The sequence below is a fragment of the Arthrobacter sp. D1-29 genome, assembly GCF_054130585.1.
The window spans coordinates 4369976-4383268 of record NZ_CP096383.1; the positions used below are offsets into that span (position 1 = coordinate 4369976).

13 protein-coding genes are annotated in these 13293 nt (G+C 62.9%); 6 read left to right on the forward strand and 7 right to left on the reverse strand.

Going from position 1 to position 13293, the window contains the following annotated elements; all coding sequences use genetic code 11:
* Nucleotides 1-55: 55 nt before the first annotated feature.
* Nucleotides 56-358, forward strand: coding sequence for a hypothetical protein (locus tag M1E17_RS19885; protein ID WP_457963639.1), 303 nt, complete (start codon nucleotides 56-58; stop codon nucleotides 356-358).
* A gap of 101 nt (nucleotides 359-459) precedes the next feature.
* Here M1E17_RS19885 and M1E17_RS19890 read toward each other — a convergent pair whose 3' ends face one another.
* A complete protein-coding gene (locus M1E17_RS19890) occupies nucleotides 460-1314 on the reverse strand; it encodes an IS3 family transposase (RefSeq protein ID WP_457963640.1) in 855 nt (284 codons plus the stop codon).
* The gene (locus M1E17_RS19895; RefSeq protein ID WP_457963641.1) at nucleotides 1311-1637 is read right to left on the reverse strand and encodes a helix-turn-helix domain-containing protein; all 327 of its coding nucleotides are present in this window, start codon (nucleotides 1635-1637) and stop codon (nucleotides 1311-1313) included. Before M1E17_RS19895 ends, M1E17_RS19890 begins: the two co-directional genes overlap by 4 nt.
* 428 nt (nucleotides 1638-2065) lie before the next feature.
* Here M1E17_RS19895 and M1E17_RS19900 point away from each other — a divergent pair, with 428 nt between their 5' ends.
* Together M1E17_RS19900 and M1E17_RS19905 are read left to right on the forward strand one after the other, a co-directional pair.
* The gene (locus M1E17_RS19900; RefSeq protein ID WP_457963642.1) at nucleotides 2066-3142 is read left to right on the forward strand and encodes a phosphotransferase; all 1077 of its coding nucleotides are present in this window, start codon (nucleotides 2066-2068) and stop codon (nucleotides 3140-3142) included.
* 27 nt (nucleotides 3143-3169) lie between these two features.
* The gene (locus M1E17_RS19905; RefSeq protein ID WP_457963643.1) at nucleotides 3170-4534 is read left to right on the forward strand and encodes an aspartate aminotransferase family protein; all 1365 of its coding nucleotides are present in this window, start codon (nucleotides 3170-3172) and stop codon (nucleotides 4532-4534) included.
* A gap of 209 nt (nucleotides 4535-4743) precedes the next feature.
* Here the strand turns inward: M1E17_RS19905 and M1E17_RS19910 are convergent, their stop codons facing one another.
* Complete coding sequence (locus M1E17_RS19910; protein ID WP_457963644.1) at nucleotides 4744-5535, reverse strand: alpha/beta fold hydrolase; 792 nt, start codon at nucleotides 5533-5535, stop codon at nucleotides 4744-4746.
* A gap of 349 nt (nucleotides 5536-5884) precedes the next feature.
* Here M1E17_RS19910 and M1E17_RS19915 point away from each other — a divergent pair, with 349 nt between their 5' ends.
* Nucleotides 5885-7192, forward strand: coding sequence for an ammonium transporter (locus M1E17_RS19915; RefSeq protein WP_457963645.1), 1308 nt, complete (start codon nucleotides 5885-5887; stop codon nucleotides 7190-7192).
* Nucleotides 7193-7217: 25 nt separating this feature from the next.
* Here M1E17_RS19915 and M1E17_RS19920 read toward each other — a convergent pair whose 3' ends face one another.
* Nucleotides 7218-7838 (reverse strand): PadR family transcriptional regulator, encoded by a 621-nt coding sequence (locus M1E17_RS19920; protein WP_457963646.1) that lies wholly within the window; start codon nucleotides 7836-7838, stop codon nucleotides 7218-7220.
* A 227-nt stretch (nucleotides 7839-8065) separates the two neighbouring features.
* On the opposite strand from M1E17_RS19920, the gene M1E17_RS19925 reads away from it, so the two are divergent.
* Nucleotides 8066-10249: a transglycosylase domain-containing protein gene (locus tag M1E17_RS19925; RefSeq protein ID WP_457963647.1), complete on the forward strand. Its 2184-nt coding sequence runs from the start codon at nucleotides 8066-8068 to the stop codon at nucleotides 10247-10249.
* Nucleotides 10250-10288: 39 nt separating this feature from the next.
* Here the strand turns inward: M1E17_RS19925 and M1E17_RS19930 are convergent, their stop codons facing one another.
* Entirely contained in the window at nucleotides 10289-11665 is a 1377-nt protein-coding gene (locus M1E17_RS19930) for an alpha-amylase family protein (protein WP_457963648.1), read from the reverse strand.
* A 74-nt stretch (nucleotides 11666-11739) separates the two neighbouring features.
* On the opposite strand from M1E17_RS19930, the gene M1E17_RS19935 reads away from it, so the two are divergent.
* Nucleotides 11740-12276 (forward strand): GNAT family N-acetyltransferase, encoded by a 537-nt coding sequence (locus M1E17_RS19935; RefSeq protein ID WP_457963649.1) that lies wholly within the window; start codon nucleotides 11740-11742, stop codon nucleotides 12274-12276.
* Here the strand turns inward: M1E17_RS19935 and M1E17_RS19940 are convergent.
* Both M1E17_RS19940 and M1E17_RS19945 read right to left on the reverse strand, forming a co-directional pair.
* Nucleotides 12273-12863, reverse strand: a complete 591-nt coding sequence (locus M1E17_RS19940) for a DnaJ family domain-containing protein (RefSeq protein ID WP_457963650.1) — start codon at nucleotides 12861-12863, stop codon at nucleotides 12273-12275. The genes M1E17_RS19935 and M1E17_RS19940 overlap by 4 nt on opposite strands.
* 130 nt (nucleotides 12864-12993) lie before the next feature.
* Nucleotides 12994-13266, reverse strand: a complete 273-nt coding sequence (locus tag M1E17_RS19945) for a helix-turn-helix domain-containing protein (protein WP_457963651.1) — start codon at nucleotides 13264-13266, stop codon at nucleotides 12994-12996.
* Nucleotides 13267-13293: the final 27 nt, after the last annotated feature.

Sequence of the window (13293 nt, forward strand, 5' to 3'; positions counted from 1 at the left end):
AGACGCAGTGGTTTCTTTTTTGTCGGTATCTGCCCGTAGAACTAAGGTTGTCCACATGAGTGCAGAACGAAAAGCCAGCCGCCACGCCCAAGAATTTCGGTGGCATCAGATTAACCTCCAGTTACCGGAGACTGAAGCTGCCATTCGTGACCTCAGGGCCCTCAAGGAGGCGGTTGACCAGCTCCTCATCGAAGCTGTCATTCGAGCCCACGACGAAGGAATGAGCCCGGCAATCCTTGCTGATTCGCTCGGATTCACTAAGAACGTGGCGGCAGAGCGACCCTCCCCCGAAATCCTGAACCCTGCAGTAGCACGGCCTTCTGGCCGTCGTGGCATTCATTTTGAGCCAATGGCCTAATTGAGAAACAGTCCCTGCCAGGAAGGGTACTGTCGAATCTGGAAAGCCCACCGGTCCCCCATTGAACTGGGCCCCGATAGTTGGACTGGCCAAATTAGATCCTAAGCCGCGAGGGCCTGGGCACGGTATTGCACCGGGCTCAGGCCCTCGAGCTTTGTCGAGATCCTTTTGGTGTTGTACCAATGGATGTACTCGTTCAGTTGCGCGGTCAGTGCGTCGGTGCTGATAAACCGGACCCTGTGGAAGAGCTCTTCCTTGAGGTGGCCGAAGAAATTCTCCATCACGGCGTTGTCGTAGCAGTTGCCCTTGCGGGACATCGATTGGACCGCGCCGGCGCCCTGGAGCAGGTTCCGCCACGAGGTGTGCTGGTACTGGAAGCCCTGGTCGGAATGGACGAGTGGCTGCTGACCGGGCTGAAGACAGGCCAGGGCCTGCTGCAGCGCAGCGTTGGTGAGCGCCAGGCTCGGGGATGTGCCGATTGAATGGGCAATGATCTGCCGGTCGAAGAGGTCCATGATTGGTGAGAGGTAAAGCTTCCGGTCGCCGACGCTGAACTCGGTCACGTCGGTCACCCACTTCTGGTTTGGGGCGGTGGCGTCAAACTTGCGGTTCAGCAGGTTCGGCGCGACAGTGCCCTGTCCGCCTTGGTAGGAGTTGTAGCGCTTTTTCCGCCGGACCTTACACACCAGCCCCAGCACACGCATCAGCTTCAGCACGGTCTTCTTCGCGATCCCCCAGCCCTGCTTGAGCAGTTCAGAGTGGATGCGCCGGTGCCCGTACCGGCCGTGGTTGGTCGTGAAGATCTCCGTGGTTGCGCTCTTGAGTTCCGCTTGCGGGTCAGGGGCTTGGAGACGGGCCTGGTGATAGAAGAATGTCGATCGGGCAAGACCTGAGACCTGCAGCAGAACCGGAAGTGGGAAGTCAGCCTTGAGGGCGATGAGAGCATGGACCTTCACCGTTGTTTTTGGGCCCTCAAGGCCCGCAATTTTCCCAGATAGGCCACTTCTGCCCGCAACCGTTCGTTCTCACGGCGCAACCGCTCCAGCTCGGATATCTCCGCGGGCGGTGGGGCGTCAGGCTTCCGGGGTCTGCCTTTAGCCTTCGGGCGCAATGAGTCCGCGCCCTCGCGACGATACGCACGCACCCACGTTTTCAGTAACACAGGCGAAGACAAGCCAGCCTCCGCCGCCAGATCCGGGGCAGTCTCACCCGCAAGGAACCGTTCCACTAAGGCGAGCTTGAAGTCGAAAGAGTACGACTGTTTTGTCGGCTTAGTCACCAGCGCTCCTTGACCATGGATCCTCCACCGCCGATAGAGATCCCTGACCGGCGATCGGGGCACACCCAGTAACCGCGCCGCGGCCCTATCGGCGATGCCCTTCTCAAACCACGCTACAGCGGCCTCGCGCTGATCCTTGGATAACGAACTACTTGCACGCATAAAACTGCTCCCCGGGAGTCGGAACTGAATTTCTCAGTCCAACTTCCGGGGAGCAGTTCACATCCGGTGGGCTTTTCTTTGCGCGTCGCACTTGCCTGCCTCAATGGTTGCTCGCGCGGCCCCAGGCCTCAGCATCTGATACCTAAGAGTCCTTGCGGTCCGGGTCGAGGTTATGGCAAACTCTTTCTTGTAGAACTGTTGAACAGATGAACAGATCAACATGTGTCTAGCCTTAGAATTCCCTTCAGCGGCAGGAGCCCACGAACATGGATGTCAGTACCGACTCCGAATTTTTCGACGCCGTCGCATCGGAGAGTGGGCTCCTGGCGGAGCAGTCCCAGCTCGCTGACTCCACTGTGTTGGAGCTCCTTAAACAGTCCTATGGCCTGAAGGGGACCCTTGTCCGGATTCCCACCGAGAAGGATGAGACTTTCCGCCTCCGGGACGGCGAACACACCTATCTGGTGAAGGTGTCGCCACCGGATGAGGATCCGCTGATCGTCCACCTTCAGACGGTATGTATGGAGCATTTGGAGGCGACTGCCCCCGAACTTCCGGTCCAGCGTCTTGTCAGGAGCCTTGGCGGAGATCCGCAAGTGCGCATTCCGGCACCGGAGGGACCGTTTGACCGGGTGCTTCGGGTGATGCGCTTCATGCCCGGAAATTTGCTGGCCAGTCACGACGCCTCCGCCGGTCAGCTTCAGCTGGTGGGCTCAAGCCTTGCCCGCGTTGGCCTTGCTTTGCAGGACTTGGATCATCCGCGTGCGGACCGGCTGCTCCTGTGGGACCTGAAGCACTTTCACCGGATGCGGCCGCTGCTTGAGTATGTCGATGAGCCATCCAAACGCTCCCTGGCCGAAGCAATTTTTGACCGTTTCGACGAGAACGTGGTTCCGCTTCTGGGTTCACTGACCTCCCAGATCGTGCACGGGGATTTCAGCCCGTTCAACGTTATTGTCAACCCGGACAGGCCGGAATACGTCACCGGGATTATCGACTTCGGCGACGTCGTGCGCACCCCGGTGATCTTCGACATCAGCGTCACCATGGCCAACCTCCTGGGAACAGACCCCTCCAGCCCCTGGAAACACGCACTGCACGTCATGGACGGTTACCTGAGCGTCCGCCCGCTGCCCGAGGCGGAGCTGGAGGCCCTGATCATCTCAGCCCAGGCCCGGCTGCTCCTGCGCGCCCTGATCACACAGTGGCGGGCAAGCCAACTGCCGCAAAGACGCGATTATCTGCTCTCCCACTCCAAACCGGACTGGGACCGCCTCGCCGCCACCGCCGCTGACCCGGCACCACAGACCGCACGTCCCGCCCCCAACCCCGTCGCACCCTGAACCAGACTCACTAGCCGTCAAGGAGAAATGATGAGCACTACTCCCCAAACCATCCGCAAGCCTTCCCGGGCCATGATCAATGGCTTTGATCCCAACCGCCTCGGTGAGCTTCCGGATCAGATGCAGAAGAGCATCCGACGGCGGGACCAGAGCCTGGGACCAAGTTACCGGCTCTTCTATGACACCCCGATCGAAATCGTCCGCGGCAAGGGCGTGACGCTCTTTGACCCGGAGGGAAACGAGTACCTCGACGTTTACAACAACGTCCCCTCCGTAGGCCATGCCCACCCAAAGGTCATCGCAGCCGTCCACGAACAGATGCAGACCCTGAACACCAACACCCGGTATGTCCAGGAATCCATCCTCGATTACTCCGAGCAGCTCCTGTCCACGTTCCCGGCCGAGCTCGGCAATGTCATGTTCACGTGCACCGGCTCCGAAGCCAATGACCTCGCCATGCGCGTGGCCAAATACGTCACCGGAAACCAGGGCATCATCGTCACCTCCGGCGCGTACCACGGCCTGACCGCGGAAGTTTCGTCCTTCTCGCCGTCGCTGGGTATCGGCGTGCCGCTGGGCGCAAATGTGCGCGTCATCGACGCCCCCGACGCCCTGCGGTACTCCTCCGACCAGGCATCCCTGGAGGACCACCTGCGGAACCAGGTGCGTGCCGCCATCGCCGATCTTCACCGGCACGGCATCGGACTGGCGGCCTTCATCGCCGACAGCATCTTCTCCTCCGACGGCGTCTTCGCCGGCCCCGCAGGCTTCCTGCGCCCGATCATCGAAGAAGTACACGCCGCCGGCGGCCTCTACATCGCCGATGAAGTCCAGCCCGGCTTTGGCCGTACCGGCGCCGAATGGTGGGGCTTCCAACGCCACGGAATCGTCCCGGACATCGTGACCATCGGCAAACCAATGGGTAACGGGATCCCCGTCGCGGCCGCCATCTTCAAACCCGAACTGCTCGTGGAATTCGGCAAGAACATCCGCTACTTCAACACCTTCGGCGGCAACTCGGTAGCCATCGCCGCCGCCCAGGCAGTGCTGGACGTGATCCGCGAGGAATCACTGATCGAAAACGCCCTCAAGGTGGGCGAGAAGATCATCACCGGGCTGAAGGACCTCTCCCAGGGCCTGGACCAGGTCGCAGAAGTCCGCGGAAGCGGCTTCTTTATCGGTGTCGACCTCGTCACCGACCGATCCTCACTCACACCCGACGGGCAGGCCGCCGCGGCCATCGTGAACTCCCTTCGGGAAGACCGGATCCTCATCTCCGCCTGCGGCGCCCAAGGAAACGTCCTCAAACTCCGCCCCCCGATGCCGTTCTCCAGCAACGACGCCGACCGCCTGCTCGAAGGAATGGGCCGCGCCTTCAAGGCACTGCGCTAAGGACCGGCTTCGAGAGCACGGACGTAAATTCTGACGACGATGACACCGCAGGGGTGCCTTCCATCTGGAGGAACCCCTGCTGTCGCAGTATCACCCCGTGAAATTATTGCGAACAGTTCTGGATAAGAGCGAGTGTCGGCGACGGCGCCGAGTCGCCGGGTGGCTCGGCCCTCCTAAGCACGCCGCCGGTTAAACACGACGCCCGGTGGTTACCTTTTGAGGGCGGCCACCCATTCGTCGAACGCATCCAGATGGGCGTCGTGCGATGCCCCGGGGAGGTCCACTCGGGTCACATCATGGCCCCGCCGCACGAATTCGTCCTTCTCGGCCTCCGTGAACATACCCTTGCCGCCATAGACCACCAGCGTGCGCGCTGACACCTGCTTCCATTCCGTCCACCGAGCCACCGTCACGGCACTGATCGCCTGGACCATCACGTCCGCGTCGAACCGGGGCCGGAAACCGTCCGGGTGTTCCTCAAGGTCAGCTACCCAAGCCTTGGCCAAGGCTGTGTCGCCGAGGAATTCCTGGGCAGCCCTTCGGCTGGGGAAAGGCACCGGCCAGGACCGGAAATACTCGCCCATCGACTCGTGGTCTTGCGGCCTGCCTCCTCCCGCGCCGGCCTCCAGCAGCACCAGCCGGGACACCAGGTCCGGCCGCGCTGCAGCGGTCAGCATCGCGGTGTGCCCGCCCATCGAGTGCCCCACCAGCGTGACCGGACCCGCCGCTGCTTCCTCAATAACGCGGACGACGTCGGCAACATACGCCTCGCGCGAGACGTCGCCGGGGAACCGGGTGCTTCCGCCGTGGCCGCGCTGATCCATCAGGATTGTCCGGTATTCCGGCAGGCCCGCCGCCGTCGGAAAGAATTCAGCGGCACTGCCGGTCAGGCCGTGAAGTATGACCATAACCGGCCCGGGTCCGCCTGTGTCATAGCAACGGATGAGTACCCCTGGCGCGGTGGTAAGCATCAGTTCAGACAGAGGCGGGGACACAGGCATGCCCTCACGCTACGTCACGGCTGCCGCCCGCCCGGTGAGCCCGCGTTCATCTCCGGGAAATGTTGGCCGAACCGGGACCCGGCGGCTCCGTCTCACCAGCCCTGCGCCTGATGCCCGCCATGGATAGGCAATTCCAGGGCTACGCACCTTGATGGCGCTCAGCAGAAGAGTACCCCTTTACCTGCCCGAAACACTCCGGTCATGCGATCTTCACAAAATGGCCCGCTGCGTAACGTGCGCGCAATCTGAAGCGGCCGCAATGGAAACACAGGGCCGCAAATATTGACCCGGGGAAGCAGGGGCCGGCAAGGACAGTCCCGCATTCACGCTTAACGCGAAGGGACCGCTGGTGGAGATCACTGCTCAACACGTCTGGCTGATGATTTCGGCCGCGATGGTACTGCTCATGACGCCGGGCCTCGGCCTCTTTTACGGCGGCATGACCCGCGCCAAGGCAGCATTGAACATGATCCTGATGAGCTTCATCTCCGCCGGCATCGTGGGCGTCGTGTGGGTGCTCTGGGGTTACTCCATGACCACGGGCGAAGGGGTCTTTGGCATCTTCGGAAACCCCTTCACCAGCTTTGGCCTGGAAAGCCTGATGGGTTCACCGGACCTGATCAAGGCCGGCTACAGCGCCACGTTCGCCATGGTCACGGTGGCCCTCATCAGCGGAGCCATCGCGGACCGCGCCAGGTTCAGTGCCTGGGCCCTGTTCGTCCCGCTCTGGATCACCCTGGTCTACTGTCCCTTGGCGTACATGATCTGGGGCGGCGGCCTGATGAGCGCTGACGGCGCCATCACGGCCGTGTTCGGGCAGGTCATCGACTTCGCCGGCGGCGCGGTGGTGGAGATCAGCTCGGGTACGGCGGCCTTGGTCCTGGCGGTGATTGTGGGCCAGCGCCAGGGTTTCGCGAAGGACCCCAACCACCGCCCGCACAATGTCCCGTTCATCATGCTCGGCGCAGCCATCCTCTGGTTCGGCTGGTTTGGTTTCAACGGCGGTGCCGCCACCACCGCTGAGCAGGCCGGTCTCATCTGGGTCAACACGCTGGTTGCCCCTGCCGCTGCCATGCTCAGCTGGCTGGTTACCGAAAAGATCCGCCACGGACACCCCACGTCCCTCGGCGCCGCCTCCGGCGTGGTGGCAGGCCTCGTGGTGATCACACCCTCGTGTGCCAACATCAGCCCGGTGGCGGCCGTCGGCCTGGGCCTGGTGGCCGGGGTTGCCTGCGCCATTTTCGTAGACCTGAAGTACCGCTTCGGCCTGGACGATTCGCTGGACGTCGTGGGTGTCCACCTTGGCGCCGGTGTGATCGGCATGCTAGCGCTGGGTTTCATCGCCCTTCCCTTGGATGGCCACGGCGGCGGCCTCTTCTACGGCGGCGGCCTGCAGCAGCTGGTGGCGCAGTCCGCGGCAGTCCTGGTGACCGTCCTGTTGTCCGGCGCAGTCACCGCCGTGATAGGCCGGGCCATAAACAAGACTGTCGGTTTCCGGGTCAGCGCCGAGGCCGAAACAGTAGGTGTGGACCTCGCCGAGCACGCCGAGACGGCCTACGCCTTCGGAGAACAGGGCACGGGCTTCAGCCCTGTCAACGTCCCCACAGAGCCGGCGGACACCGGTGCCGCCCGGACCCGGGAAAACACCTTCGCCTAGGCTCCTCCAGGAGAGGGACAGGAGCTCAGTCCGCGAGGATGTGGTACAGCGCGCGGCGGGTTTCGTCGATCTTTTCCACCGCGGCATTGCGCTGTTCTTCGGTGGCCGCATGCCGGAACTGGTGGATGACACCCATCAGCTTTCCCACACTCTGGTAAAAAGCCTGGCCTGATCCTTCCGGCTCAGCGTTCCAGGCGTTATCCAGATCCTCGGCGTGCTCACTGACGTAGGCCCTGCCCGCGTCAGTCAGGGTGAACTCGGTCCGCCGTCCCTCGCTCAGCGGCGCGATGAGGTCTTCATCAACCAGTTGCTGGAGCGTCGGATAAATGGACCCGGGGCTGGGCCGCCAGGCTCCGGACGTTTTCTCCGCAATGGTCTTTATCAGCGCGTAACCGTTGGACGGAGCCTCCGCCAGGAGCGACAGAATCGCTGACCGGACATCTCCCCTGTTGGCCCTCCGGGAGCCGGGACCAAAGCCTGGGCCAAACCCACGCCCGGGTCCGAAACCAGGGCCGAAACCAGGTCCGAAGCCGGGCCCAAATCCGCCGCCGCGGTGTCCGTGCGGTCCGCGGCGGCCCCTGCCGCGTTCGAAGCGTCCGCGGCCTACACCCCTGTCCGAAAACTTGTCGTCATGAATGCCTTCCATACCGGCATCGTCCTTCCATCTCTGTTTCTCATACATTCGGTGAACATACAGTCGGTGAACATACAGTCGGCGAACCATTCACCGATACTTAACGATATATCGGTAACTATCGGCGGTCAAGACTTTTCCGCGCGATTGTTTCGGGTTGGCATCACCTTGTCCTGGCTCTGGAGGAAGCTGGTCAGGCGGCGTATTCTGTTGACACATCGCTAGCTTGGGGCTGAAAAATGGCGAAGAAGAAGAGACGCGGGCACGGATTTGCCGCAACCCTGAAAAGGGTCATCGGCTTCTTTATTGCGAGTGCCCTGTGCGGTGTCCTCGCCGCCAGCCTGGTGGTTCCGGCCGTAGCAGCCGCCGGTTTTGGGGTCACCAATTCCATCAGTTTCTTTGAGAAGCTCCCTGACGAACTGACCGTTGCACCGCCGTCGCAATCAACGAAGGTCCTGACGGCGGACGGCCAACTAATTGCCACCTTCTACGCCGAGAACCGGGTCAGGGTCCCGCTGGACCAGATCTCCCCCTACGTCGTGGATGCCATTGTGGCCATCGAGGACAGCCGCTTCTATGACCACGCCGGCATTGATCCGCAGGGGATTCTGCGGGCAGCCATCTTCAACATCAGCCAGGACGACGGGCGCCAGGGCGCATCCACCCTCACCCAGCAGTACGTCACCAACGTCATCAACGAATCGTTCCTGTCCCAGGAGAAGACCGACGAGGTGATTCTCAGCGGGCAAAAGAGCATCGGCGACAAGCTGCGCGAGATGAAGCTGGCCATCGCGCTGGAGAAGAAGTTCACCAAGGAGCAGATCCTCGAGGGTTACCTCAACATCGTGTTCTTCAACCGCGACGCCTACGGGATAGAGGCCGCTTCCCAGTACTTTTTCAGCAGCACCGCCAAGGATGTCACCCTGCCGCAGGCCGCCTTGCTGGCCGGGCTGGTGAACAGTCCCAGCTACTACAACCCGGCCATCAACCCGGACAAGTCCCTTGCCCGGCGCAACCAGGTGCTCGGTGAGATGCTTGCGCTCGGCAAGATCACCCAGGAGGAGCACGACGCGGCTGTTGCCACTCCCATTGAACTTAAGCTCAACCCCGCGAAGCAGGGCTGCGCCTACGCCACCATGGCACCGTATTTCTGCGATTACATTTCCCATCTGATCCTGAACAATCCGGCCTATGGCAACAGCTTGAGCGAGCGCGAGCGGAAGCTCTACCGCGGCGGCCTCACCATCGTCACCACGCTGGACAGCAGGCTGCAGGCCGCCGCCCAGGTGCAGGTGGACGCGTCCGCCGGAGCAAATCCGGACAGGTGGGGTGCAGCGCTGGTGACCATCCAACCGGGCACCGGCAAGATCCTGGCAATGGCCCAGAACACTGTGTTCCTGCCGCAGGAGGGAAAGTTCGACACCCATCTGAACTTCAACGTGGACGCCAAGGACCCGCAGGGCAACGACCTCAATGGGGCCGGTGGCTTCCAGCCAGGATCCACCATGAAGCCGTTCACGTTCGCGCAATGGCTCAATGAAGGCAAGTCCATGACCGCCATGGTGGACGCATCCAAGCGTGTCTACCCCCTCGGGTTCCCCTGGCGGTCCAGCTGCGGGAAGGTCCTGGGCGCTTACAGCACAGCCCAGAACAACCCCGAACTAGGGGCGGCGGACGATCTCCAGAACGCCGACGAAGGCTACTACCGCCCCATGCCTGTCAACTATGGCCTTTACAATTCCATCAACACCGCCACGTTCGCCTCGGCATCCCAGCTGGACTTCTGTGGCATCCAAAAAATGGTGGATGCTGTGGGCCTGCACAGCGGCCTGGACGGCGCCCAAATCAACATGCACCAGCTGGGCAACCTGCTGGGCGCCATCGGCGTGGCACCGCTTCACCTGGCCAACGCCTTTGCCACCTTCGCCAATGACGGCCGCTACTGCGCACCCATCGCCATTGCGGACGTAACCGACGTAACCGGCGGGAAGCTTCCGGCCCAGGCCAGCGAATGCCGCGACGCCGTGAAGCCGGACGTTGCCCGCGGGGTGAACGCGGTACTCCAGGATGTGCTGAAGGTGGGCTCCGGCGTTTACATCAACCCCAAGCTCCACACCCAGATGCCCATCGCGGCCAAGACCGGCACCTCGAACAATAACGGGGCCACCTGGATCGTTGGCTACACGTCGAGCCTGGCCACCGCATCGTTCTTTGGCGACGCGCTGGAGGGCCAGAAACGCCCCGGCCAGAACGTCACCATCAACGGCACCTTCTATCAGCGCCTGGACGGCTATATGATCGCAGGCCCGCAATGGGCCAACTACATGCAGCAGGTGGGCAAGCTTTACCCCACCAACCCGTTTGCACCGCCGCCGCCGTCCATGGTGGGAACACCCGGTCCTACCCCGACTCCCGGCCGCTGAACGACGGCGGGCGCTGATCGGCGGCGGGCCCGGAGCGCCTCAACCCCCAGCTGACAGGACCGCCAAGCCCTTCGCGGGCAGGGACACGCGGTTGCTCCCCTCCAGCCGGCCGTTCCCGGCCAGCAGGACAGAGGCCGACGGCGGCACCTCAAGGGCCGCTTCCTGCTCGGTTTGGTTGAGCGCCACCACAAGGCTCCCTCCTCCGCCGGCCCCGCCATCGGCGGCCGCCCGACTGGCTGTTGCTTCATACACAAGGTGGCCGTTGGCCAGGGCGAGCACCCTGGTGCGGGCTGTATGCAGCCAGGCGTGCCGCCGTCGTACTCCGATCAGCTGCTGATGCAGCCGGTAAACGTCCCCGCCCAGAGGGGACAGCTCCGACGGGGATGCCGGAAACGCAGGCCGGACGTCGTCATCGCCTCCCTCCCTGTCCTCCTTGACGCCGCGATACGCCTGCTCGTCGCCGTAATAGACGGACGGGGTGCCGCCCACCGTCAAGAGGACCACCAGGGCGTGCGGCAGCAGCTCCGGGTCCTTGAGTTTGCTGGCGATCCGTGTGACGTCGTGATTTCCCACGAAAGTGAGCGGAACGAAGGTTTCCAGGAACGAGTTGTGGCGTTCCAGCGCGGAGGCCAGTTCGTAGAAGTTTGTGTCGTTCAGGGAACTCCACGCCGCCTTCCACAGCTCGTACTGGGTGGCGGCATCCAGGGCCGCGTTGCCCACCTCGGCCGCGTAATTCCCGTGGATGTACTCCCCCACAAAATAGGCGTCGGGATGGCTGGACCGGACGTCCGCCAAGACCTTGGCCCAGAAGCCGGCGGGCACCGCGTAGGCTGCGTCCAGCCGCCACCCGTCCGCGCCGCGGTCCAGCCAATGCTTCATCACTGCCGCGACAAACCCGGCTACCTGCGGTTCATCATGGTTCAGTGCCACCAGGTGGTGATGGCCTTCGAAATCCTCATAGTCCGGCTCATTAGTCGGGGTGCGGCCTGCAGCCCCATTCTCTGGCCAATGGATCCTGAACCAGCGCGCGGACGGGGCGGATGGCCCGTGCTTCAAGGCCTCCTGGAAAGGCTGGAATGAGCGGCCGGTGTGGTTGAACACACCGTCCAGGAGCACCCTGATGCCCCGCGCGTGGGCTTCACGGATGAGATCGTCGAAGTCGCCGTCGTCACCCAGTCGGGGGTCGATGCGGAAGTAGTCCGTGGTGTCGTAGCCGTGCGTTTCGGAGGCGAAGACGGGCCCCAGGGCGAGGCCGGAGGCTCCCAGTTCCAGGACGTAATCGAGCCAGGGGATCAGTTGCCTGAGCCCGTGTTCGGGGGCAGCCCCGACCGGGAGCGCTTCCTTGCCGGCTCCGGAGAACCCCAGGGGGTAGACGTGCCACCAGACGGCGTGCTGGACCCAACTCGGTTCTGCCATTGCTCCATTCTGCTTCACCCAGGCCTTTCCAGCCATCTGGCCGGACCGCCCATGGCGCGTGGCAGGATAATAGAGTGCAAAATCTGGAAACCGACCGGCTGATCCTGCGCGCCTGGGAGCGGGAGGATGCCGATTTCGCCTTCGACCTCTACTCACGCTGGGAGGTGCAGCGGTTCATTGGCAACCCGCCGCAGGTCATGACGGCACGATCGCAGGCTGAGGAGCGCATTCTGGCGTGGCGGGAGATGGATCATCCGGTACACGCGGTCTGGGCGGTGCAGCTCAAGGCCACCGGCCAGCTTGCCGGCGCCCTGCTCCTGAAATCCATTCCGGCGTCGGGCGGTTCAATGCCTCTCCAGCCATCCGGTGACACGGAAATCGGCTGGCATTTCCACCCCGATCACTGGGGCCACGGCTACGCCTCCGAAGCCGCCGCCGTTGTCCTGGACTACGCCTTTGACAGCGGCCTGGACGAGGTCGTGGCTGTCACTGCACCCGCGAATGTGGCATCACAGAAGGTCTGCGAACGCATCGGGATGCGCCATGCCGGCCAGACGTCCAGGTACTACAACTCGCTGTGTGAGCTTTTTGTGGTCTCCGCGGCTTCCTAGGCTGTACCCCGCCAGAGCCGCTGCCACCAGGAGCGCCTTGGCTCAGGTTCGGAAGGCAGTACAGCAGCCCGGGTCCGGCGCTCCTGCCAGCGGGCCACTTCGGCCTCCACATCCCTGGTTTTGGTGATGACCGGCGGGCCGCCCTGGAGCTGGCGGCGGGCGTCAATGACCCTTGCGTTAAAGTCCTCCAGTATCTCCCTGACCTGTTTCTCGGTGAATTGGGCGTCCAGCCTGGCGTCCAGTTCGGCATCCTCGGTACGGAGCAGGATGGCCTTTGGCCCCAGGCCGCTGACGTTCTCCCGCTGGAGCAGGCCCGTAACCCACCAGTCCGGATCGTAGGGCTCCCCCAGCCCCGGGATCGGCTTGCCCGCGTACTTCAGGTTGTCGAACTTGCCCTGGGCCATTGCGTCGCGGATGAGGTATTCCACCCGGGCGGCATCGTCCACTTTCCGTCGCTTCTGCCGCTCCTGGTCATCCACGGCCTCAAGCTCGGCTTCTTCCTCCGGCCTGATGCCTGCGTCGCGATAAGAACGAACCTCCGCAGCGCGTTCCATCCGCCGCCTGAAGTCCCCCGACCCGCCGCTCATTTCCTGCCACCGCCCTGCACCCGTTGGAACCTTCAACTTCAAGTATTCAGGCACCGGCAATGGCTTTCAACGGCAGTGGCGGCGGATTGTTTTGCTGCATCTCCTGCCCAGCACAGAGTGGGCAGGCCGCTTAAGAAGCTACATCGAGGTTCTCATCGGATGAGCGGCGCAGCGTTCCCTGGATGGCGTCAAGGGAGAGACCCAGTTCTTCGGCGAGGGCCGCCACGATCATGAATGACGGTGTGGCGATTCGACCCGTTTCGATTTTCCGGAGTGTTTCAGGGGATATGCCTGCTCCAAGAGCCACCTGAACCAGCGTCCGTTTCCCACGCGCATTGCGGAGCATTTCTCCGAGCATCTTCCCTGCACGGACCTCTTCGGGGCTTAGGGGGACTCTGACCATCTTTCAAGCTTAGTACCGTTATAATAA